This is a genomic window from Vibrio parahaemolyticus, from assembly GCF_900460535.1.
In the GTDB taxonomy this organism is placed as follows: Bacteria; Pseudomonadota; Gammaproteobacteria; order Enterobacterales; family Vibrionaceae; genus Vibrio; species Vibrio parahaemolyticus.
Genome location: NZ_UHIL01000002.1, coordinates 1730324 through 1754494 on the forward strand (window position 1 = coordinate 1730324; position 24171 = coordinate 1754494).

Genomic DNA, 24171 nt, shown 5'->3' on the forward strand with positions numbered 1-24171 from the left:
TTGGTTAACGAGTTATTTAAACAGAAAGTCAAGGTTCATGTGTTGTTCTATCGCATCCGCAATACGGTTAATACCTTGTTCTTTCAATGCTTCAAAATCTTGCTGTTTGACCTGAGTGCCATTCACCCACTCAGTAATGAGGTTTAGCGCTTCCGCTTCGTCAAAAAATCCGTGCAAGTAGGTTCCCATAATTTGGCCACATTCACTAATGGCACCGTCACATTCTCCGTTGTCGAGTTCAAGCAGTTGTTCGTCAAGTACCTGGCTTCTACCAACATGAATCTCATAACCTTTCACCTTCGCTTTTTGGTTATTGAGATTGAGCACAGCTTCAGTCTTGGTGAGCTGTTTACTACCAGTCAGCACGGTATGAACATTCAATAGTCCCAAACCTTCGCTTGAACCCGGTTCACCTTCTACACCGTCTGGATCATCAATCGTTTTACCAAGCATCTGGTAGCCACCACAAATGCCCATTACTTTTCCACCTAAACGAATGTGGCGCAGAATGTCTTTATCCCAACCTTGGCTTTTTAGATATGCCAAATCGTCTCGTACTGATTTCGTTCCCGGTAAAATGATGAGATCGGCTTTATCTATCTTCTCACCTTTCCCAACATAGCGAAGATTAATGTCGGGATTTAAGCGTAAAACATCAAAGTCAGTATGATTGCTAATGCGCGTTAACACCGGAACAACCACATTTAACTTAACTTCAGAGTTCAACTCCTGCTGTCCAGCAATGGCGTCTTCGGCTTCTAGGTTCAAGCCGTGCAGATATGGCAACACGCCTAAAACAGGCTTACCCGTTTTTTCTTCTAGCCAATCCAGACCTGATTGCAGCAAACGAATATCGCCACGAAAGCGATTAATGACAAACCCTTTTACTCTCGCCTGTTCAGATTCAGAAAGTAACGCCAATGTTCCGTATAAATGCGCAAACACACCGCCACGATCAATATCCGCAACAATGATCACTGGCACATCGGCTGCTTCCGCAAACCCCATGTTTGCGATATCGCCTTCTCTCAAGTTGATTTCCGCTGGGCTACCAGCACCTTCGATCATGATCGAATCAAACTCTTTCGTCAGCTTAGAAAACGAATCCAACACCGTGTTCATGGCCACTTTTTTGTAGTCGTGGAAACTGGCGGCATCCATATTCGACAAAGCCTTGCCTTGAAGAATGATCTGAGCACCTGTGTCGCTATTTGGCTTAATCAAAACCGGATTCATGTGCACAGTTGGCTCAATGTTGCACGCCTGAGCTTGAACCGCTTGAGCTCGTCCAATTTCACCGCCATCTTTGGTTACAGCACTATTGAGCGCCATATTTTGTGGCTTAAATGGGGCAACATTTATCCCTTTTCTGGCTAATACACGGCATAAACCTGCCACAAGCACACTTTTTCCGGCATCTGAGGTGGTGCCTTGAACCATTAACGATGGAATTGCTGATTTCATGAACATTTGTAAGGAGTAAAAGAAGATGAACAATCATAACGTTATCGTCAGTCCTGACTCAAGCAAATGAATGGAATATGAATGTTGAAATCATCATTGGTTCAAACTCGGTTTGTTTTAATAGCACCATCGAAAACAAACACACATAGGAATCAAACATCATGAAAAAAACAATTATTGCAACAATTGCAGCATTGACTATTGCCCCTTCTATCGCACTTGCAAAAGAGCACAATCAAACCCCATCTAACGTGCAATTTGGCGGCCCAGTTACCGTCGAAAAGTTAGATACGCTATTGAAAGATTCCAATATGTTCACAGAGAAAGACGTAGTAGTAGAAGGTAATTTACTCCGCCAAGTTCGTGCTGATACATTCATTTTTAGCGATGGAACCGGTGAAGTTATGATCGAGTTAGACGATGACATTCGTCTAAATTCTCCGATTGACCAAACCACCAAAGTTCGCCTGTTTGGTGAGTTCGAAGGTGGCAACAAGCCAGAAATCGAGGTTGAGCAATTAGTCATTATGTAAGGTAGTCACAAATTTCGCTTTATATCAGCATGATGTAAGAAATTGTGTCTGTTAACAGATGACGGCAAGCACTTAAAATGATAGCTTTACGATTCTTGGTCTGCTTTTTGCAGACCATTTTTTTGTTCATTTTAATCATCTTGCCCGGAGACGCCATGCTAGGTAAAGCTCTAAAGGTTGCAGCCATTGGTTTGTGCGCTGTTTTGCCACTATCCGCACATGCAAATAATTTCAACTACAACATGATGGAATTTCGCATGGGCACTAGCCCTGGTACTTTTGGTGGCGAGTTCACTACGTACTTTACAGAAAACACCCACTTTGTTGCGCGCGCTGACAGTGAATTCAGTGGTGACTGGGATGTTGCTGGTGGTATTGGTTTCAATGGCCCTGCTGGTCAATTTGCTGATATTTACGGTCAGATGTTGGTACATAACATCAAAGAACACGGCAGCGATAAAGTTGGCGATGAGTGGCGCACAGAGGTCAACATCGGTACTCGCATTTGGTTTATGCAAAATTTAGAACTTCACGCGCGTCTTGGTCAAATCATGGATAACGACAACGCCAATACGATTTACAACGTTGGTGCTCGATTCCACTCGACACAACAGCTGTCTTTAGGCGCAGACTTCAAAAACAACGGTGTTTATGGTCAGCAGATCGTAATGTCTGCCCGTTTCGCGTTCTAGTGTTGATTCAGACTAATCTGATTTCTCTGTAAGATAAAAAGGCCTCCGTTGTGGAGGCCTTTGTCGTATTAAAACTCTTACTTTTTGGTCGACTTTGTTGGTTTGTCTTGAATGTACTTTTTAGACACATCCACAACGGCGATATCTCTGAAGAAGCTTCGGCCTAAGAGAATTGGAAACTTCATGTGATCGCGGTCAGCTAGAGTAAACTCCGTCTTCTCTTTGTAGTCGCCAACTTGGATATAAGCGACAACAACAGCTCGTTTATCTACTTCATCAGAAGATGACTGCTTCACCTTAGCCCAACGCTCAACAGGCACTTTGAACTCTTTGCTCGTCTTACCATTGATGTCGATTTTAAACTGAACCCAATCTTTACCATCACGCTCAAAAGGCACGATTTCCGTCGCACTGATTGAAGACGTTGTCGCACCGGTATCGACTCTCGCTTTAAACGTTTGGTCGATCGCGGGCACATAAACCCACTCTTCTGAACCCAAAATCAGCATACCATCAGGTGTTTTTTGCACCTTCACAGGTTTTTCTGGTTTTGGTTCTGGTTTCTTTTCAGGCTTTGTTTCCGGTTTAGGTTTCACCTCAGGCTTAGGTTCAACCTCTGGCTTCACTTCTGGTTCAACCGTCACCGGTTGTTCAACTTTTGGCGTTTCTGGCTCAACAGGCTCTGTGGTCGTTTGAGTTGACGTACAAGCAATTAAACTGCCGCTCATCATAAGCGGCAGAATCAGTTTCCAGTTATTCATCCACACTCCAATTAAGGTTGAGATATTTTCTTAATTGCGTCAGCTACGTATGGAATATGAGTTTCGGTTAAGCCAGCGATGTTAATTCGACCATCGCCAACACCATAAATGCCATAATCTTCACGCAGTTGCGCCATTTGGTTTTCACTAAAGCCTAGCACAGTAAACATGCCTTTGTGACTCTCAATGAAGTCAAATTGATCTGTATTATGGTTGTTTCTCAATTCGTTACACAAACTTTGACGAAGGCTGACCAAACGTTGTTGCATTTCGCTCAACTCTTGCTTCCAGACAGAAGTCAGGTTCGCATCTTGCAGAATGGTTTTCACTAAAGCAGCACCATGATCGGGTGGCATCGTATACGTAGAGCGCGCCAACGTTAACAATTTGCCTTTCGCGTTAGTGATGTCTTGCGTGTTCTTACCCACAACAATAGCAGCACCAGTACGTTCGCGGTACAAGCCAAAGTTTTTAGAACAAGAAGTTGTAATCAACATCTCTTCGACATTATCCGCCATGTAACGAAGACCTTTTGCGTCAGCTTCTAAGCCGTCACCAAAACCTTGATACGCGATATCAACAAATGGCGTAAAACCGTTCTTTTGAGAAAGTTCTGTAATAGCTTGCCATGCGGAAAAGTCGATGTCTGCGCCTGTTGGGTTGTGACAACAACCATGCAGTAGAACCACATCTGTCGGCCCTGCTTTAGCAAGATCATCCAGCATTTTTGCAGTGTCGACTTGTTTCGTTTCTGGCGAGAAATAATGGTAGAACTTAACTTTAAGCCCAGCAGCTTCCATTACTGGCTTGTGGTTCACATAGCTTGGATTCGAAATCCAAACCTTTGTATCTGGTTGTGCGACCTTCATTAGGTCACCCAGCATACGCAGTGCACCACTTGCTCCTGGCGTTTGAATTGCAGCAACACGATCCATCGCTGACGTTCCCGTCAGTAGAAGATCAATCATGCTTTGGTTGAACTCTTCACAACCAGCAAGGCCAACGTAAGATTTGGTTTTTTGAGTTTCAACAACGACATCTTGAGCCATTTGAATGGCTTTCATGATCGGCGTTTCGCCTGCGCTGTTTTTGTATACGCCAATACCAAGGTCAACCTTGTTTGGACGTTCATCGTTACGGTATGCAACGGATAAAGATAAAATTGGATCTAATACGGGAGTTGGTAGATTAGAAAACATGAAAGTCATAACCCTTTGAAATTCAAGTATCGAACGTCACGTTAACACTATCGTTAAAAATGGCGAAATGATTTTTCACTTATTTCATCAATTAGAGGAGAATATTCTGAGAGCCAAGAGGTTCTGTGCGCCCAATCGTTCACAAAAAGTACGAATCACTTCTCAGGATCTCGCTCTATTCTTCCATTTTGTCTGAACTCTCTTGGCGTCATGCTCGACCACGCTTTGAAGCGCGTACTAAAGTTTGCGCTGGTTGGGTATCCGACAATCTCACCAATATGTTGAATCGGCCACTCTGTTGAACGAAGTAAACGCGCGGCATACTCCATTCGCATGCGCATCAAGTGTGCCATCGGGCTTCGACCAAATTGTTGCTGCGTTAAACGATGTAAATGGGGCTCCGAACATGGATAGAGTGCCGCTAACTGCTCAACGCTCCAGTCTTTATGTAATTGACGCTGAACGAGGTCAAATACGCGGCGAAGTTTAAGCTGATTGCGAGAAACAGATTCCGAAGACGGCATATTCAGCATCAATTCCAGTTGCGCTACGCTGTGAGCACCGACCGCACTGCCGTAATCAATGGACAGATTTATGCTACGAAGCAATGTCTGAATACATGAATACATCACTTCCGGTGCAGGTGTTAGTTGATAGCTGATGTTTTCTCCCACCATCGACCACTCTTTATGTTGGGAAAGAAATACCCACGCGATTTGCCATGTTTCATCTTCCATTCCAAACCCATTTTCAATCCCCGCAGGCACGACCACCAGCGATCCGGGTTCAAGCTCATAACGGCACGCCCCACTTTCTAACCAACCTTTGCCACGCACAGTATAAAGCAGCATGTGTTTCTTCTGGTTCTTGCGATAAACGGAAAAGAAGTCACGGCAAGTCGCGATCCCACACTGCACAATGCCTCGTTCTTCCAGTGCAAGCACTCGCGTGTGATCAATGAACTCTTGATAGGTTTTCTCTGAGATGCTGTAGCGCTCTTGCTTTTCTTCCATGTCGGTGGCTCGTACTGTGAGTTATCGCTTTTTTACAATGACAAAATTTATTTGCGGGTGTTAGTTGAGAGTTTTGCAAAAGTTTTGGATGCCTTTGAAAAATACAACGCGAAATCATGGGGATAAACTACTCGCATCAATCTTTAAGGAGAAATGCGATGCTCTTAACACGCGAATACATCGATAAAGCATTTTGGCAAAAGCTGATTGCGATTGGCCTCCCTGTTTCACTGCAATCCATGCTTTTTGCGTTACTCGGCGTCGTGGATATTTTCATGGTGAGTCTACTTGGCGAATCCGCAACAGCTGCAGTCGGTGTCGGAAACCGCATCTTTTTCTTCAACCTTGCGGTCGTTTTTGGCCTGTGTGGTGCAGTAACGGTGCTGGCTTCTCAATATTACGGCTCAGGGAATATGGCGGGAATTCGCAGAACATTGGCGCAGTCTTGGTGTATTTCCATTTTAGTGACGCTGCCATTTATTGTTCTTTATGCGATTTTTGATGAAGAGATCGTCTCTTTCATGTCAGACGATCCTGAATACGTCACTTATGCACGTGACTATCTTGTGGTTACGGGCTTTAGTCTCATTGCAACGGCGATAGTGGTACCGATTGAAGCGGTATTGCGCTCCGTAGGACAAACCAAACTGGCAACCAACGTTAGTATCTCCGCCATTGTTGTAAATGTCGTGCTGAACTCCGTTTTGATTTTCGGTTTATTTGGATTTCCTCAATGGGGCGTATTTGGTGCAGCAGTCGGTACTTTTGTTTCTCGATTTTTCCAAACTGCGGTATTGATTTACTTTTTCTGCAAACGTTATGCGCACCTGATTCCGACCAAATTCGATTGGGCACAAGGCCGTTTAAAGCAGTATCGTCAAAAATACTTTAAGGTTTCTCTACCCATGTTGGTCCACGATGCACTCTGGACTGGTGGGCTGATCGTTTACAGCATCATCTATGGTCAATTGGGCGTTTCAGAACTTGCGATCATCTCATTCTTATCGCCAATTGAAGGTGTACTGATTTCAACCTTTATGGGATTTGCGGTCGCTGCATCCGTTCTTCTTGGGAATGATATTGGCGCAAAACATTATGATCGGGTCGAGAAAACAGCGTGGTGGTATGTGTTAACCAGCGCAATCTTAGCCACCTTACTATTTTTCCTAGTGTGGTTGAGCTCGCCTTTGATTCATCATCTATTGGTGCTGAGCCCATTAACCGATGCAGAAATGGCACTCAACGTATGCTTAGTCATGGCGCTGGGTATGATTTTGAGAGTGTTTAACATGGTAGGGATTGGCGGCGTACTAAAGAGTGGTGCGGATATTCGCTACAGCATTTTTATTGATACGTTCGGTCAGTGGGCTATTGGTATTCCTCTTACCTATTACACTGGTATGGTACTCGGGTTGCCTTTGCATTTTGTCTTGATGTCTCTGCTAGCTGAAGAATTTGTGAAAGGCGTACTGACGACTTATCGTATCCAATCTAAACGTTGGATAAACAATATGGTCGAAGATGACCAAACGGTGACAGCGTAACTGAAGATGCACTGACGAACTCACACCAAAAGGGCTCACCCGTTATGCACGCGTGAGCCCTTTTTATGTTTGGAGAATACTTGGTTAGATATCTGTAAAGCGATGAATGATTTGGTTTGAACTACCACGCCATTCGAGATTGAGGTCTTTCTTGTCTTGTTCAAACTTACCATCAATCAAAACGTCGATGTATTGCACCACTTCTCTTTGCGCGTCATCCAGTTCAGCCAGCGTATAGCCTGTCCAAACCCAGATGTCTTTACCGGGACACTCTTCTCTCACCCTTTTCACGATCTTTAAAATATGAGGCACATTAGCAGGATGAAGCGGATCTCCGCCCGACAACGACAAACCGCGACGTTTAATGCGCGTGTCATTCAAATCATTGATGATCTTGTCTTCCGCTTCTTGCGTGAACAACACACCCGAATCCAAGCGTTGCGTCGACTGGTTGTAACAGCCTCGACACTGATGCACACAGCCCGACACAAACAATGTGCAGCGCGTACCCGGTCCGTTAACAACGTCAATTGGATAATATTGGTGGTAGTTCATAATGCGTCTCTTTGTTATCGCGAAAAAGAAAATCAACCTAAAGCAGGTTGATTTTCAAAGTGTTGAATCGAGTGGTAATTAACCTTATAGGTGTTTCACTCGACGTTTAACTTCTTCTTGTTTGCCGAAGTTAAACGGACGTGCATCTGGGCTGCCCAAGTAGCCACATACGCGACGTGTCACCGATACTTTGGTTGAATCGTGGTTGCCACAACTTGGGCAAGTAAAGCCTTTGCTTGTACATTCAAACTCACCGGTGTAACCACATTCGTAACACTCATCAATCGGAGTGTTGGTTCCGTAGTAAGGAACGCGGGTGTAACTGTAGTCCCACACGTTTTCTAGCGCTTCTACGTTACGTTGCATGTTCGGGAACTCACCGTAACAGATGAAGCCACCGCTTGAGATTTCTGGGTAAGGCATCTCGAAGTCGATCTTGTCGTAAGGGTTAACCTTCTTCTCAACATCCAAGTGGAAGCTGTTGGTGTAGTAACCTTTGTCTGTTACGCCTTCAATCAAACCAAACTCTTTGGTGTCGATGCGGCAGAAACGACTACATAGGTTTTCACTTGGTGTTGCGTACAAGCTAAAGCCATAGCCAGTTTCGTCAGCCCATTGGTTCACCGCATCTTTTAAATGTTTGATGATCGCGACCGCTTTTTCACGCAATACGGCATCATCGTAAACGTGAGCTTCAGTACCAAACAACGCGTTGATAGTTTCATGCACGCCAATGTAGCCTAGAGAAATTGACGCACGGCCGTTTTTGAAGATTTCTGCAATCGAATCGTCCGCTTTCAAGCGCACACCACATGCACCTTCCATGTATAGAATTGGTGCAACGCGCGCTTTTACGTTCTCTAGACGAGAAATACGCGTTTCTAGTGCTTTACGAGCAAGACGTAGACGATCATCAAGCAGTTCATAGAACTTCGCTTCGCTGCCTTTTGCGCGAAGCGCAATACGTGGCAAGTTCAAGCTAACTACACCAAGGTTGTTACGACCTTCATGGATAAGTTCGCCATCCTCTTCGTAAGTGCCTAGGAAGCTACGACAACCCATAGGTGTTTTGAATGAACCCGTTACTTCCACGACTTTGTCGTAGTTAAGAATGTCTGGGTACATACGTTTTGAAGCACACTCAAGTGCAAGTTTCTTAATGTCGTAGTTTGGATCTTCTGCCTTGTGGTTTAGACCGTCTTTAATACCGAACACCAATTTAGGGAATACGGCGGTTTTACGGTTTTTGCCAAGACCAGCGATACGGTTTTTCAAAATCGATTGCTGAATAAGACGAGACGCCCAGCTTGTACCAAGACCAAAACCAAACGTAACGAATGGCGTTTGACCATTTGCCGTGTGCAGTGTGTTTACTTCGTACTCTAGCGATTGGAATGCGTCGTAACACTCTTTCTCAGTGCGCGCTTTAGCGAATTCTTCTGGCTCGGCAATGTTCCATTCTTTCGCGATCTCTAGGTGCTTCTCATAGCTTGTCATAACGTATGGAGCAAGCACTTCGTCGATACGGTTGATTGTCGTACCGCCATAAATATGGCTAGCTACTTGCGCAATAATTTGCGCCGTTACGGCAGTCGCAGTTGAAATCGATTTAGGCGTGTCGATTTCTGCATTACCCATTTTGAAGCCGTGCGTTAGCATGCCTTTCAAATCGATAAGCATACAGTTAAACATCGGGAAGAAAGGCGCGTAATCCAGATCGTGGTAGTGAATGTCACCCACTTCGTGTGCTTGAACCACATCACGAGGCAGGATGTGCGTTTTCGCGTAGTGCTTCGCCACGATACCCGCTAAAAGGTCACGCTGAGTTGGGATAACTTTGCCGTCTTTGTTCGCGTTTTCGTTGATCAAATCAAGGTTACTTTCTTCAATCAAGCCTTCGATTTCACGAGTTAGTGCACTTTGCTTTTCACGCGCGATGTCGCGGTCATGGCGATATTCAATGTAAGAACGTGCTAGGGCTTTGTAAGGACCTTGCATGAGTTCATTCTCGACTAAGTCTTGAATCTCATGGATGTGAACTTCATCGTGATCTTTTAGCTGTAACTCGACAGCAAGAGCGACATTAAGAGCATAAATGGCGACATCTTTATCTTTGTTTTCCGCTGCCGCTTCAACTGCTGCTTGGATACGATCCCTGTTGAACGGAGCTCTTGAGCCGTCACGCTTGATTACGATTGGTTTCACTTTCTTCTCCTTACCCCAGCATACTCACAGAGTTATCCACAAACACACTATATGGGGTTATTTTTTATTCTGCTAACACAATATATTGTGGCGTATTTAACGAAAAGCACCACTTGAAAACATTGATTTTGATCAATAAAGATCGGCTAGCGGACAAGAACAAATCGATCTTATTGGTACTGATCTCAGTTGCGAAGAAAACCGTGAAAATTGCAAAATTGGAACTAAATCTACTTGCTTTTTTGGGATGTCTTATAGAATAAAGGTTGGAAAGGAATACGCTAAAAACCAGGAGTGAAACAAGCCAATATGCGATCACTATTTGTTACTGCCTTATTAATTTTTAGTTCAACGTCACTTGCTCAAAACTCCATCAACTTAACCAGTTGGAATATAGAATGGCTGTCTATAAATGGAGGTAAGGTTTCGAGAACCAGTGACGATTTCGTTAAACTCAACCAATATGTGGATAAAACTCAAGCCGACATCATCGCCTTTCAGGAGGTCGACTCCAAAGCCGCGGTTCAAAAAGCCGTAGGCGATGGCTACGCGATTTATCTCTCTGATCGAGCTCAATCAAACAATAAGCACCTTCAGTTTTCTGATACCAATCAGTACACCGGTTTTGCTGTGCGCAAAGACATTGAAGTGTCTGACCCTGCAGACTTCTCAATCACGCGTGATAATAGCAAGTTGCGCTTTGCCAGCTACATCGTCGTTAACCCAAGCCAAAAGGACGAGCTTCACCTGCTCTCTGTGCATCTAAAAGCAGGATGCAGCGGAGCGTATAAAAATAGTCGTGATTGCCAGACACTGAGTCAACAAGGAGAAGCACTTGCGAAATGGATGAGCGAGAGAGAAAAGAAAAAAGAGCAGTATGCCGTAATGGGCGATTTCAATCACAACTTGTCGTATCAACGTGATTGGTTGTGGGCGATCATGACGCTCGGTAACGATGCGCAATTGGTAACGCGAGATACTCAAGCCGATTGCAAGGTTCGCTCAAATAAGAACCCAAGCAAAACACACCAATTCCGCTCTTTGATTGATCACATTATTGTTAGCCCGCAAATAAAAGCGAAAAACGCGCATCAAACGCTGTTCATCTCACAAGATGTTTTGGATTACAAACTGAGTGACCATTGCCCTGTAAACGCAACGGTAACGCTTAACTGAACGAACAAAATAGCCCAGCATGATGCTGGGCTATTTTATGTTGTAGTTTGTTAGATAGACGTTTGATTAGACGAGAGAAACCGTTCTATCAAAGCGATCTTGGATTCAGCAGCACTACGTCACCCTGCTTTAACCCAGTTCGCACTCTCCCCAACTCTCCAAGCTGAATAAGTCGAGTTTCTACCTCACCGCTGTCTTGCACCACTTTTACGTAGTCCAATTGGCCAACTTGGTAAACCGCCTCTTTTGGCACGCGAAGTACAACATCGTCGGTCAAGGTCAACGCGACTTTGGCGTATGTACCTGGATAGATAGCCGTTGGCGGCTCAAATTGAAGCTTTACGGTATAACTGCGCGAGTTGGCATCTGCCGACGGCGTCACTTCTTTTACAGCCGCTTGTGCGTTGAGGTTGTAAGACGGAAAAACAACGTCCACTTCTTTATCATAAGTCACATAAGGCATGACAGACTCAGCAAAATTCACCTCTATTTCCAACGAGTTTGGATTGTACATTGATAAAAGCAAAGCCCCCGGCGTCGCAGTATCACCCTTGTTGATGGGCTTTTGCGTGATCAAACCATCAAACGGTGCAGTAATGATGCTGTAGCCAAAGGTCGTTTCCGCCTCGGAGACCGCCGCTTGCGCTTTATTGAAGTTGGCTTGTGCGGTTTGCAGCGCACTTTCCGCTTGGTCAAATTGCGATTGAGGGATCAGTTTTTTGTTTAAAAGCGCTCTGACACGAGAAAACTCCTTTCTCGCCGCGTTAAGCTGCGCTTGTGCAGAGGATAAAGCCTGCTCACTTTGACGAACTCGCGCGTCGAGATCATCGCTTTCTAGCCGCGCCAACACGTCTCCTTGCTTCACTCTATCGCCAACCTTCACCAATACCTCCATCACCGATGCCGTTAACCGTGCAGCGATATCGGCGTGTTGTTCTGCAACGACGACGCCCGGAAACTCTCGAACAACTGGTTCGCTGGTTAACATCAGTTGATGTGTCTCTGCGTTATTTACATCAATCTGGTTGGTTTTCGCGTCATGTTCTGTCGGCAATTTTTCTGTAAAAAAACCAGCCATATAGAGAAAAAGAAGCGCGAGTATGGCAAACAGAATCACGCCTAGCCATTTGGTATCTAATTTCATTGCTCTTCCTCCATCTGAGGTAATCCATGTCCTTTGGTGTTTTGGTATGCAAGGTTATAAACCACCGGAACCACAAGCAGCGTAAAGATGGTCGAGGCGGTAATACCGAATATGATTGCCCAAGCCAAACCATTAAAAATTGGGTCTAACGTAATCACGACATTACCCAGCAACGTTGTACCCGCAGTCAGCAATATTGGCCGCATACGAACAACACCAGATTCAATCAACGCATCATGTAAGCTACGACCTTCAGCCAACGATTGCTGAACAAATTCAATCAAAACGAGTGAGTTACGCACCACAATCCCTGCTAGCGCAATCATGCCGATCATCGCGGTCGCCGTGAACAGAGCTGGGTTGGGGTAATTACCGATGTCACTGCTTAACACATTCAAAATCCAGAACCCCGGCATAATCCCAATCACAGTCAGAGGTATCGCCAGCATGATGATGCCCGATACCGCAGGTAAACCAGTTTGAATCAACATCACCACAAATACGCCAAGCAGCGCAGCGCCATAAGCAATGCCTAAATCGCGGAATACGTCCACTGTGATTTTCCATTCCCCCTCACCACTCCAAACCACTTCGATGTTGTCTGGCACGCTCCAAGAGACACCAGCGCCATTGCTCAAGTACGTGCGATCTTGCCAGTGACGATGCACATCTTCCGCGTGAGTTGTATCTTGGTCAGCCATCACATCGGCAATCACTTCACCCGGAACACGCCCAACTACCTCGGCGTAGACATACACAACAGGCTTGAGGTTTTTATGGAAAATCGGTTTGTCCGCTGCACGTTTCACAAAATGACCGACTTCAGACAACTGCACGATAGGCTGAGGAGCATCCACAACCGCCCCATTGGATTCTACTTTTGCAATGCCCGGACGGCCTCGCACATAAAGCTGCTCTAGTTGATTCAGGTTATCTCTGTCTTCGCGTCGGAGCTGCACTTCGATAGGTAGTGGGTCCACTTCTCTTGGATCGGCGATATAACCGAGCACTTTGGCGTTCGCGGCGGTAATAAGCGTGTTATTGATATCAGCAACAGAAACACCGGACAGCGCCGCTTTTTCTTGATCAACGATGAATTGCCACGTTTCTAAATCACCTTGGATGCTGGTATCCACCTCAGAAACCAACTGTTCTTTGCGAAGCCTATCCGCGACTTTCTCTGCTTGGCTCATCAGATCTTCATAAGATGTCGCTTCATCACCGTAAACTTCTGCTGTAATGGTGGCGATAACAGGCGGGCCTGGCGGCACTTCGACTAGCTGCACGTCAGCGTCAAACTTATCTGCAATCTGCTCTAAATCCGCCCTGAGTCGTGTCACCAACTCGTGTGATTGCATTGCGCGGCGATTCTTCTCTGCAAGAACGACTCGAAGCTCGCCTTGGTATGGTTCGCTACGCATAAAGTAGTGGCGCACCATGCCGTTGAAATCCATTGGGGAAGCGGTGCCTGCAAAGCCCGACACACTTGTCACTTCCGGCACCGTCATTAAATAGTCCGTAAAGTTCGACAGCGCGTTGGAGGTATCCACAAAGCTTGAAGACTCTGGCATGTTTAATACCAATTGGAACTCATTTTTATTGTCATAAGGCAGCAACTTGAGTGGAACTAAGCGAAGTGCTGGCAACAATGCTGCCAAGACGAACAACAAGGCAACCAAACCAAGGAAAAGCCACGCTTTCTTGCGACTTTCAAGTAGCGGAATCAACACACCACGATACAAACGATACATCGGCGAAGATTGGATGTCATAGTGGCCGTTTTCCTCAGCACCTTTGAGTAGCTTCTTGGCAAGCCAAGGTGTGATCATAAACGCGACAACGGTACTAAAGATAACGCTGATCGGAACGTTGAACGCCAGTGGCGCCATGTAAGGCCCCATCATCCCAGTGATAAAAAACATCGGCGTAAACACGATAACAATCGCGACCGTCGACATTAACAAGGCGCTACGAATTTCTGCCATGGCGAGAACAATCGCATTGGTTCGTGTTAGATTTTTTCGTTTGAGGTAGCGTTCAATGTTGTCGATACTCGCGATCGGATCGTCCACGATCAAACCTAGCGCCAAAATCAACGCAAAGAGTGTGACTCGATTGATGGAATAGCCAAATGCCAAGTCCATCCCGAGCGCGGCACCATAGCTAATCGGAATCGCGATACCAACCACCAATGCGCTTCGCCAGTTCAAGAACAAACCGACAAACACCACGACCGTTAGAATAGAGATGCCAAGGCTTGATACCAAGTTGTTTACTTTCGCATTCGCCGTTTCGCCATAGTCTCGAATGACTGCAACTTGCACTTGTGGAGGAAATTGCTCGGATTGAAGCGCCGCCAGTTTATCCCGAACAGACTGAGCGACGTTAACCGCGTTCGAGCCTTTTTGTTTAGCGACAGAAATGAATACCGCTGGGTATGCTTCATCGTAGTTTTTATCGCGATACCAAGTATCGGATGTTGCCTCACCTTCACCGTCGTAAATACGCGCGACATCTTTCAAATAAACGGGTTTACCATTGAGCACCGCGATAACAAGATCGCCAACCTCTTCGGCGTTAGTCAGAAACCGTCCCGACTCCAATGTGAAATTTTGCCCGTTTACGCGAACGTTCTTGCCTTGGGTTTTGCTATTACTGAGCTGGATGGCCTGTTCGAGGTCATCGATGGTTACTTTGAAGTTTGCCATCGCAACGGAATCAAGCTCTATCTGGATTTTTCTCGGCTCACCGCCAATCACTTCCACCTTGTTGGTGGCATCCAATGATTTAATGCCTAACGTGGCTTGGTCTGCAATACGTCTCAACTGATGGCGATCGAGAATGTCTGGATCGGTGGAATAAATTGCGGCAACAACAATGGGTACATCATCGATTTCAACAGGCTTTACAAGCCAGTTAGTGACAGAAGGAGGAACTTTGTCTTGGTTGGAATAGAGTTTGTTATACAGCTTGACCAGAGCATCTTCCCGGTTTTCGCCGACATAGAAACGAACGATGACTTGCGCAGCACCTTCCATGGACGAGGAATAAACGTATTCCACACCGTCAATTTGGCTAACAAGCTTTTCTAATGGTTCAGTGATTTGATTTTCGACTTGAGAAGCGCTGAGTCCGGGAGCCGAAACCAATACATCTGCCATTGGCACAACGATTTGGGGGTCTTCCTCTTTCGGGGTCAACCACAAGGCCGCAGCACCGACCACAAGCGCGAGTAAAATCATGATCGGAGGGAAAAAGCTGTTCATCACAGACTGAACAAAACTTCGCTTTAGTTTGTCGGGCATCCTTTCCCCTCCATATCAGATTGATTGTTTACGCGTTCGCGGTTTTCATCTTCTTCGCGTTACGGTTAGTAATGATCGCTTTCGCGAACAGAGATCCAACTAACATCGCAAGGAAGAACACTACAATGCTCACGTTGCCTAATGCCAGACTCGCAACCGCAGGGCCAGGGCAAATACCGGCCAAACCCCAACCTAAACCAAAGATCGCCGCACCAGATAACAAACGTCCGTCGATGTTCTTATTGGTTGGTGTGCAAAACGCTTCACCGCTAACTGATTGTTTTCTCGGCTTGATGATTAAAAAATAGCTTGGCATGAATACCGCGAGTGCGCCGCCCATCACAAAAGCCAAACTTGGATCCCAACTGCCAGAAATATCTAAAAATCCAATGACTTTAGCTGGGTCGATCATGCCGGACACCGCCATGCCCATACCGAATAACACACCGCTCAAAAGAGCAGAAAAACGAAAAATAGTCTTGTTCATGGAATCTCTCTTAAACTAGGTGAAGTCGAACGAATACCGTTAGGCCAGCGACAGCCATAAATACACAGGTCGCCACAATAGAGCGCTTAGACAAACGGCCCATGCCACAAATGCCGTGTCCGCTAGTACATCCGTTACCCAGTCTGGTCCCGATTCCTACCAATAAACCAGCGGCAATCACCATCCCTAAAGAAAGGTTCGCGGTACTAGGAACCGCAACGCCCAACATCAGAACGCTAATCAAGCCACCAGCTATCATTCCAACCGCAAAAAGCAATCGCCACGAATAATCACCTTTTTTCGGTGACATAATGCCATTCATAATTCCACTGATTCCGGCAATTTTACCGTTAACCAACAACAATATAGTGGCGGAGATCCCTAACAAAATGCCACCAAACAACGATTCCCATGGAATAACGTTTAACATTATTTACCTCTAAAATCTTAGCTACGAATTAGTTACAGAAAACGCCATGAAGCGCTTTGATTAATGACTCAACTCTCGGTTCTGACAACGAATAAAACACTTGCTGTGATGCCTTACGAGCCGTGATCAATTTGTGTTTGCGAAGCACCGTTAAGTGCTGTGAAAAGGCGGATTGGCTAAGGAACGAGTTCTTTTGCAGTTCCCCAACACCAACTTCACCTTGGGTCAGTTGGCACAACACCATTAGCCTTTCCGGATGTGCCATTACTTTTAGAAGATCAGCAGCTTCATTGGCATTGCCTTTCATTGCTGCTACATCCATATCTGTATAGCTCATGACTCACCTCTACATTAAAAACTAAATTAGATATTACTAAAACAATATCTTTAGTCAACACTAAATTAGTAATTGTGAATTTAGATAAATTAACATTAGACATTTCTAATTTAGTTAATTATAGTGATGAACATCAAAGGATGGCGTTCTCAGTTTGAGAGTACGAAGGAGAAGAGTTATGACGTTAGAAAATGCAGTACGAGTTTTTGCAGGCACGATGGTATTGGTCTCGGTCATACTAACCGTGTTCGTTCACAGTAACTTCATTTGGTTCACCGTGTTTATCGGCGTTAATCTTATTCAAAGTGCTTACACGGGAATCTGCCCTGCTGCTTATTTTTTAAAGAAATTTGGTTTTAGATAATCTAGAGCGCAGTGACCTTTCACACTGGCTATTCGTGAAAGGTCAGCTCGCCCTAAAACTTGGAGTTAAAAATGACTAAGATCTTAATCGTCGGTGGTGTTGCAGGTGGTGCATCTGCGGCGGCGCGTGCTCGTCGTCTAAGCGAAGATGCCGAAATCATCATGTTTGAACGTGGCCCGTTTGTTTCATTTGCCAACTGTGGCTTGCCTTATCACATCGGCGGCGATATCCAAGAACGCAGTAAGTTACTACTACAAACGCCAGAAAGCTTTTTAGCACGCTTTAACGTTGATGTTCGCGTGATGAATGAAGTAGTTTCTATTAACCGACAGGACAAAACCGTTACGATCAAAAACCTGTTGGATGAGTCTGAATACGTAGAATCATACGACTTCCTACTGCTTAGCCCAGGTGCTGGTCCTATTGTTCCACCAATCCCAGGCCTCGATAACCCGCTCACCCACTCGCTACGTAACATTCCAGATATGGATCGCATCATCGAAACGATCCAAATGAACAAACCAGAACATGCGACGGTTGTTGGCGGCGGTTTCATCGGTTTAGAAATGATGGAAGCCTTCCACCAACTTGGCATTAAAACCTCTCTGATCGAAATGGCAGACCAAGTCATGACGCCAGTAGACCGTGAAATGGCAGGTTTTGCTCATGCAGAAATTCGTGACAAAGGTGTCGACCTCAAACTTGGCGTCGCGCTTGAATCTGTGAAATTCGTACCTAACGAGCACGTTGCAAGTTTCGACTCTGGTGAGAGTGAGAAACACCAACACCTAGAAGGTGAATTGGAGTTAACACTGAACAACGGTGAAAAACTCACTACCGATATTCTGATCATGGCAATCGGTGTGCGTCCTGAGACAAAACTGGCGCAAGAAGCTGGCCTTCAAATTGGCGCGCTAGGCGGTATTTACACGAACGAATACATGCAAACCAGCGATCCTTCGATCTACGCTGTCGGCGATGCGATAGAAGAGAAAGACTTCGTGACAGGCGAGCAAACTCTAGTGCCACTTGCAGGCCCGGCAAACCGTCAAGGCCGTATGGCAGCGGACAATATGCTCGGCCGCAAAGAAACTTACCAAGGCACACAAGGGACAGCGATTTGTAAGATCTTTGACCTTGCAGTGGCTTCTACCGGTAAAAACGAGAAGCAACTAAAACGCGCTGGTATCGCATACGACAAAGTGTACGTGCATACAGCAAGCCACGCGAGTTACTACCCTGGCGCTGAAGTGGTGTCGTTCAAAATGTTGTTCGAACCAAAATCAGGCAAGATTTTAGGTGCTCAAGCAGTTGGTAAAGATGGCATCGATAAACGCATCGACGTTATGGCTGTTGCACAACGTGCTGGCATGACGGTTGAACAACTGCAGCATCTTGAACTGACTTACGCGCCACCTTACGGCAGTGCAAAAGATGTGATCAACCAAGCGGCATTTGTGGCAAATAACATCATCAAAGGTGACGCAACGGCGATTCATTACGATGAAATCGACAACCTGACTGAAGATCAAATTCTCCTCGACGTCCGCAACCCGGGTGAATTGGAGTCGGTTGGTTATCTTGAAGGGGCAATCAACATTCCGGTTGATCAACTGCGCCATCGTATGGGTGAACTACCAAAAGACAAAGAGATTGTGATTTACTGTCAAGTAGGCTTGCGCGGTAACGTGGCATACCGTCAACTCGTCAACAATGGTTACAAAGCTCGTAACTTGATTGGTGGTTACCGTACTTACAAGTTTGCAAAAGCGTAATGTAATCTTCGCAAACATTACATCGGTTTGATTTGAGAAATAAAAACGGCTGATACATATATCAGCCGTTTTTTCTTATCCCGAATATTGTAGCGCTAGTTTAGTAACTATTCCGTTTCCACCAAAGCGATTTTATCGGATGTCGATTTTTCCAATTTGATCGCAATAAACTTAGAGGTTGGCGTAAATGTTCTATCCCCATAACTATCTAAAGGAACCAATGGGTTCGTTTCTGGATAGTAAGCCGCCGCCTGACCTGCTGGCACATCATAGGCAACAAGCATAAATCCGCTTACGCGACGCTCTACGCCATCTTCCCATAATGACACCATGTCCACTTTGTCGCCCGGTTCAAATCCGAGTTTACGAATATCCGCTTCATTGATAAACAGCACTTCGCGCATGCCAAATACTCCACGATAACGGTCATTCAAGCCGTAAAGTGTCGTATTGTATTGGTCGTGTGAGCGCATGGTTTGCAAAATCAAATCTGGCTTTTGGCCTTTTTCGAGTATCGCTTCGCTGATCAACTGCTTCGGCAACTCGCTAGAGCTGAACTGCGCTTTGCCGCTTGGTGTATTCCATCGACGCTCGGCAGCTGGGTTTACCAAGTGGAATCCACCCGGGTGTTTAAGCTTATGGTTAAAATCGGTAAAGCCCGGAATGGTGTCGGCAATCAAATCGCGAATACGGTCGTAATCTTCAATCGCCCACAACCAATCAATTGGTTTTGCCCCGAGTGTAGCATTGGCAATACCGGCAATAATCGCTGGTTCTGAACGCAAATGCTCCGAACGCGGTTTTAGCTGACCAAATGAGATATGCACCATGCTGAAAGTATCTTCAACCGTCACACCTTGTGGGCCAGTCGCTTGCTGATCAATCTCAGTACGGCCTAAGCATGGAAGAATAAGCGCATCTTTACCTGTGACAAGGTGAGAACGATTTAACTTCGTCGAAATGTGTACGGTTAAATTACAGTTTCGCATCGCGTTGTGCGTACGTTCTGTGTCTGGCGTTGCTTGTGCAAAGTTACCGCCCAAACCGATAAATACTTTCGCTTGCCCTTCTTCCATCGCTTTAATGGCTTGCACAGTGTTGTGGCCTTCACCACGCGGGACGGCAAAGTTAAATCGACTTTCAATGCGATCCAACAACAGATCTGAAGGTTTTTCATCAATGCCCATCGTACGGTCGCCCTGAACGTTACTATGACCACGCACTGGTGAAAGACCCGCGCCCGGCTTACCAACGTTACCTCGTAACATTTGTACGTTTGCGACTTCTTTAATGGTTGGTACAGAGTGACGATGCTGAGTCAACCCCATCGCCCAACACATGATCACACGTTCTGCACGTCGATACATGCTCGCCACCATCTCGATTTCACTTAAATCAAGACCCGATTGTTCCGCGATGTGTTCCCAAGAGGTTGCGTCCACTTCAGCCAAATACTCCTCAATACCTATCGTGTGTTGCTTGATGAATTCACGGTCAAATACCGCTTTGCCACCGTTTTGCAATGCCTCGCGTTCCCATTGCAACAAGAATTTCGCGATGCCACGAAACACTGCCATGTCTCCACCTAAAGCAGGACGCAGGTACGCCGTGTTGGTAGGCTCTGAGCCGTTACTCAACATCTCAATCGGCATTTGTGGGTTTTGGAAACGCTCTAATCCGCGCTCTTTCAGCGGGTTTAGACAGATAACCTGTGCACCACGTTTTACCGCTTCGCGCAGAGGTTCAAGCATTCGTGGGTGATTCGTGCCCGGGTTTTGACCAATCACAAAAATCGCGTCGGCTTCTTCAAAATCATCAAAGATCACTGTGCCTTTACCAACGCCAATTGTGTCTTTCATCCCGATTGCACTGGCTTCGTGACACATGTTGGAACAATCTGGGAAGTTGTTGGTACCGAATGCGCGCACAAATAGCTGATACAAAAACGCCGCTTCGTTGCTTGCACGGCCAGAGGTATAAAACTCCGCTTGGTGTGGTGAATCCAATTGGTTGAGATGTTTAGCCACAAGAGAAAAAGCCTCATCCCAAGAGACAGGCACATAGTGGTCGGACTCGGCATCGTATCGCATTGGGTGCGTGATACGGCCTTGGTATTCCAACCAGTAATCGGTTTGCGTTGAGAGAGATGAAACGCTGTGATTGGCAAAAAACTCAGGATCAACCAGACGATTGGTCGCCTCCCAGTTTACCGCTTTCGCGCCATTCTCACAGAAATTGACTTTACCACTATCTGGCGACTCGCCCCATGCACATCCCGGGCAGTCGAAACCGCCATTTTGGTTGGTTTTGAGCATAGTGCGAATGTTTTTAACTGCATTTTCACTGCCCCACCAACTTCTGGTTACGGCTTTCAGTGCACCCCAACCACCAGCTGGACCTTTGTATGTTTTTATTTGTTCTTTTTGGCTCACGACTTTACTCCTCGCAGATATATCAGCAAGCAGGGTGCCCGTGAAAACAAGCGCGTTATTTATTGAGATAATGCGGAAGTATTGAAGGGCTTAGGTTTCTAATCCATGTATTTTTTAATCCAAATAAGTAACCACTCAACATGCTCTCGCTTGTCCGAGCGTTTACTTATCTAGATTCTTGATATCGGATACCCGCCTACTGTTTCTAAGACTGTTAGATTCAATTTGCATTGTTGCGTCTTGATCTAAATCAAAGATTAAGTCGATATTCAATATGCGTCCAATTGATAATCCTGACCGAGTGATAAACAAAATCTATGACGAATTTTTCCACTGACGGTCATCACATTTTTAATCAATACAATTTATGAGGTTAATCGTTTTTCTATTCGATTCTGCCTAGTTCGCTTAACGAACTCAATAAAATCGCTACTCTTGATAATAGATAATATCTATCACACTATAGATACTTTAAATTTGACCCTAATTAATATCAGGAATAGCCTTGATTCAGATCAATTTTGAGTGTGGTTTTATTCTTGACTTGGTTTTGGTTTTTCATTCCCCAGTTAAAACGCTCCAGCGCTTAAAAAGTACGGTAGTGCTGTGCCCTTTTTAGGGAGTTCCCCCGTACATGTGACTCACAACGCAAGGTTAACAAGCCATTATGGATATCAAACAACTTAAATATCTCATCGCACTTGAACAGACCAAACACTTTGGTCAAGCCGCCGCATTGTGCCACATTACGCAGCCTACCTTGTCCATGAGAATCCGGAGCTTAGAGGAAGAACTCGATCTCGAATTAATCCAAAGAAGTCAAAGATTTGAAGGATTTACTGAAGCCGGAGAACGCATTTTAGCTTGGGCAAAAACCGTCTTAGCAGCTCATGATGGATTGCAAGCCGAAGCCGCCAACTGCCGTGGTCAGTTGGTTGGCTCTCTTCGGCTTGGAATGGTACCACTCGCCAGCCAAAACCCTATGCAATTGCTCAAACCATTAGCTCAACAGTTCCCTGAGTTACGCTTTCAAATACTCTCCATGACGACCGAACAGATCATAGACCAACTCAATCGCAATCAACTGGATTTGGGGATGTGTTATGTCGATCAAGTCAACACCGCTTACTTCGATGTTATCGAGCTAGATTCAACCAAACTTGGCGTTTTATTCGATGAGCGTCATTTTGATTTTGCCGAATCTGAAGTGTTGTGGGAGTCACTCAATAACATTCCGCTAGGGCTGCTTTCAAAGGGTATGCACTATCGCCACTCCATTGATCTTAGCTTTGTGAGTAAAGGGCTGGTTCCGCAAACCGTCATTGAAAGTAACTCCACCTTTCACTTGATCCAAGCAGTAACCAGTGGCCTTTGTTGCGCCATTATGCCGCTGAATTGTGGATTGGAAGAGTTGAACGATACGCTTCGCATTATCCCTATCGAAGAAGCCGCCGTTCACGCCCCGCTAGGTTTGTTAAAGCGAAAACAAGAACCCTTCTCCGCGCTAACCGATCAGTGCTTCGCAGAAGCAAAAAACATATTCAATCGATAACAAGAATCCACACGTCAATGTTTGGCATACATAACGGCTTATGAGGTGATTTCATGAGATGTACTACTCAATCTTATTTTGAACTGTCCGATTTCAATCAAGCACCACCTCAACCAAGTGCGTTCAATTACCGAGAATTGATTGATGGCCGCCCAGTACAACAAATGTCGCTGGCGAGTGAATCCGCCTTAGCTATCAGCTACAACGGCATTAGCCAAGCGGTCATGATGGTGACGCCAGGCCATCTGGAAGACTTCGTGAAAGGATTTAGCCTAAGCACAGGCATCGTCCACGACTTCAAAGAGATCAAAGACATTGAAATTGGCGGCGATCACGAATCTCACTATGCGGAAGTGGAAATCAGCAACCGCGCTTTCTGGGCGTTAAAAACACAACGCCGAAATCTTGCTGGCACAACCGGATGCGGCATTTGTGGCGTCGAGGCTCTTGAACAAGCTTTGCCTGATTTGGCGCCGCTGACACCGTCTCTTCCTCCGCGCTCCGATGTATTTGAAGGGCTGCGAGACAAAGTCGCACTGCATCAAGAAGCCGCACGTGAATCTGGCGCGTTACACGCCGCCTTATTTGCGGATTTACAAGGCAACATCAAGTTGTGCCGAGAGGACATCGGCCGTCACAACGCGCTAGATAAGTTGATCGGCGCATTGGCCAACAATCACATCGAGCCTCAAAGTGGCTTCGCTATCATGACAAGCCGTTGTAGCTTGGAGTTGATCCACAAAGCCGTTCGCGCGCGTATCCCCACTCTGGTTTGCTTATCTGCGCCTACAGCGTTAACCGTCGAATGGGCAAGAAGAAACCATTTGAACCTAATTCACTTACCAAAACACGGCTCGCCGCGTCTATACAGCCCTGCGCCTTAACACGTCAACTTAGCCGAATTCCTAACATTTCTAACAGAGACCTCTGGGCCTCTGTTGTTTGCTTCTGATTCCCAATTGATACTTAGCGACCAGCCACTATTCTCTCCAACCAAACGTGCTCACCCCTTGTCAGCACTAAGCTTGCGTATATTAACCTGCTTGCATTTTAACGCTTTCCAATCCGATAAGAACCCTGTCAAAAAACCATAAATTAGTAAGGATTTTGTGTGACTCTTTTCACGCTTTTCCGCCTTCCTAGGCATTTCTAGGAATTTTTCCTAGCCGATCTAGGCAACCATCTCATGTGCCTCACAAAACC

Annotated in this window: 20 protein-coding genes; 8 read left to right on the forward strand and 12 right to left on the reverse strand. The window is 45.7% G+C overall.

Going from position 1 to position 24171, the window contains the following annotated elements; translation table 11 throughout:
- Positions 1-12 precede the first annotated feature (12 nt).
- Positions 13-1464 carry a cobyric acid synthase gene (locus DYB02_RS24920; RefSeq protein WP_029806098.1) on the reverse strand — a complete coding sequence of 484 codons (1452 nt, stop codon included), beginning with the start codon at positions 1462-1464 and terminating at the stop codon, positions 13-15.
- 161 nt (positions 1465-1625) lie between these two features.
- Here DYB02_RS24920 and DYB02_RS24925 point away from each other — a divergent pair, with 161 nt between their 5' ends.
- Positions 1626-1997 (forward strand): YgiW/YdeI family stress tolerance OB fold protein, encoded by a 372-nt coding sequence (locus DYB02_RS24925; protein ID WP_021450878.1) that lies wholly within the window; start codon positions 1626-1628, stop codon positions 1995-1997.
- Between the two features lie 155 nt (positions 1998-2152).
- Positions 2153-2689, forward strand: coding sequence for a hypothetical protein (locus tag DYB02_RS24930; protein WP_005460944.1), 537 nt, complete (start codon positions 2153-2155; stop codon positions 2687-2689).
- Between the two features lie 77 nt (positions 2690-2766).
- Here DYB02_RS24930 and DYB02_RS24935 read toward each other — a convergent pair whose 3' ends face one another.
- The 3 genes from DYB02_RS24935 to DYB02_RS24945 form a co-directional block, all read right to left on the reverse strand.
- The gene (locus DYB02_RS24935; RefSeq protein WP_005460890.1) at positions 2767-3450 is read right to left on the reverse strand and encodes a putative ATP-dependent zinc protease; all 684 of its coding nucleotides are present in this window, start codon (positions 3448-3450) and stop codon (positions 2767-2769) included.
- A gap of 11 nt (positions 3451-3461) precedes the next feature.
- Positions 3462-4649: an amino acid aminotransferase gene (locus DYB02_RS24940; RefSeq protein WP_029804787.1), complete on the reverse strand. Its 1188-nt coding sequence runs from the start codon at positions 4647-4649 to the stop codon at positions 3462-3464.
- 155 nt (positions 4650-4804) lie between these two features.
- Positions 4805-5662: an AraC family transcriptional regulator gene (locus tag DYB02_RS24945; RefSeq protein ID WP_005479361.1), complete on the reverse strand. Its 858-nt coding sequence runs from the start codon at positions 5660-5662 to the stop codon at positions 4805-4807.
- 158 nt (positions 5663-5820) lie between these two features.
- Between DYB02_RS24945 and DYB02_RS24955 the strand changes: the two genes are divergently transcribed.
- Positions 5821-7206: an MATE family efflux transporter gene (locus tag DYB02_RS24955; RefSeq protein WP_005460916.1), complete on the forward strand. Its 1386-nt coding sequence runs from the start codon at positions 5821-5823 to the stop codon at positions 7204-7206.
- Between the two features lie 84 nt (positions 7207-7290).
- Here the strand turns inward: DYB02_RS24955 and nrdG are convergent, their stop codons facing one another.
- Positions 7291-7761 carry an anaerobic ribonucleoside-triphosphate reductase-activating protein gene (nrdG, locus tag DYB02_RS24960; RefSeq protein ID WP_005394529.1) on the reverse strand — a complete coding sequence of 157 codons (471 nt, stop codon included), beginning with the start codon at positions 7759-7761 and terminating at the stop codon, positions 7291-7293.
- Between the two features lie 84 nt (positions 7762-7845).
- Positions 7846-9966 (reverse strand): anaerobic ribonucleoside-triphosphate reductase, encoded by a 2121-nt coding sequence (nrdD, locus tag DYB02_RS24965; RefSeq protein WP_020842161.1) that lies wholly within the window; start codon positions 9964-9966, stop codon positions 7846-7848.
- A gap of 309 nt (positions 9967-10275) precedes the next feature.
- On the opposite strand from nrdD, the gene DYB02_RS24970 reads away from it, so the two are divergent.
- A complete protein-coding gene (locus DYB02_RS24970; protein WP_005460945.1) occupies positions 10276-11142 on the forward strand; it encodes an endonuclease/exonuclease/phosphatase family protein in 867 nt (288 codons plus the stop codon).
- A gap of 88 nt (positions 11143-11230) precedes the next feature.
- Here DYB02_RS24970 and DYB02_RS24975 read toward each other — a convergent pair whose 3' ends face one another.
- The 5 genes from DYB02_RS24975 to DYB02_RS24995 are packed head-to-tail and all read right to left on the reverse strand — an operon-like array spanning position 11231 to position 16845.
- On the reverse strand, positions 11231-12286 hold the full coding sequence (locus tag DYB02_RS24975; protein ID WP_029804788.1) for an efflux RND transporter periplasmic adaptor subunit: 1056 nt from the start codon (positions 12284-12286) through the stop codon (positions 11231-11233).
- Positions 12283-15591 carry an efflux RND transporter permease subunit gene (locus DYB02_RS24980; protein ID WP_029804789.1) on the reverse strand — a complete coding sequence of 1103 codons (3309 nt, stop codon included), beginning with the start codon at positions 15589-15591 and terminating at the stop codon, positions 12283-12285. Before DYB02_RS24980 ends, DYB02_RS24975 begins: the two co-directional genes overlap by 4 nt.
- A 28-nt stretch (positions 15592-15619) precedes the next feature.
- The gene (locus DYB02_RS24985; protein WP_005460965.1) at positions 15620-16078 is read right to left on the reverse strand and encodes a YeeE/YedE family protein; all 459 of its coding nucleotides are present in this window, start codon (positions 16076-16078) and stop codon (positions 15620-15622) included.
- Between the two features lie 10 nt (positions 16079-16088).
- Positions 16089-16508: a YeeE/YedE family protein gene (locus DYB02_RS24990; RefSeq protein WP_005394547.1), complete on the reverse strand. Its 420-nt coding sequence runs from the start codon at positions 16506-16508 to the stop codon at positions 16089-16091.
- Between the two features lie 28 nt (positions 16509-16536).
- Positions 16537-16845 (reverse strand): ArsR/SmtB family transcription factor, encoded by a 309-nt coding sequence (locus tag DYB02_RS24995; protein ID WP_005460911.1) that lies wholly within the window; start codon positions 16843-16845, stop codon positions 16537-16539.
- Between the two features lie 178 nt (positions 16846-17023).
- Between DYB02_RS24995 and DYB02_RS25000 the strand changes: the two genes are divergently transcribed.
- Both DYB02_RS25000 and DYB02_RS25005 read left to right on the forward strand, forming a co-directional pair.
- Positions 17024-17209: a YgaP family membrane protein gene (locus DYB02_RS25000; RefSeq protein WP_005460908.1), complete on the forward strand. Its 186-nt coding sequence runs from the start codon at positions 17024-17026 to the stop codon at positions 17207-17209.
- A 71-nt stretch (positions 17210-17280) separates the two neighbouring features.
- Complete coding sequence (locus tag DYB02_RS25005) at positions 17281-18984, forward strand: FAD-dependent oxidoreductase (protein WP_025535331.1); 1704 nt, start codon at positions 17281-17283, stop codon at positions 18982-18984.
- A gap of 107 nt (positions 18985-19091) precedes the next feature.
- Here DYB02_RS25005 and DYB02_RS25010 read toward each other — a convergent pair whose 3' ends face one another.
- Positions 19092-21416, reverse strand: a complete 2325-nt coding sequence (locus tag DYB02_RS25010; RefSeq protein ID WP_029862553.1) for an FdhF/YdeP family oxidoreductase — start codon at positions 21414-21416, stop codon at positions 19092-19094.
- A gap of 667 nt (positions 21417-22083) precedes the next feature.
- Between DYB02_RS25010 and DYB02_RS25020 the strand changes: the two genes are divergently transcribed.
- Positions 22084-22968, forward strand: coding sequence for a LysR family global transcriptional regulator AcsS (locus DYB02_RS25020; RefSeq protein ID WP_005460961.1), 885 nt, complete (start codon positions 22084-22086; stop codon positions 22966-22968).
- 53 nt (positions 22969-23021) lie between these two features.
- Positions 23022-23852, forward strand: coding sequence for a formate dehydrogenase accessory sulfurtransferase FdhD (gene fdhD / locus DYB02_RS25025; RefSeq protein WP_017447522.1), 831 nt, complete (start codon positions 23022-23024; stop codon positions 23850-23852).
- The last annotated feature ends 319 nt before the right edge of the window (positions 23853-24171 follow it).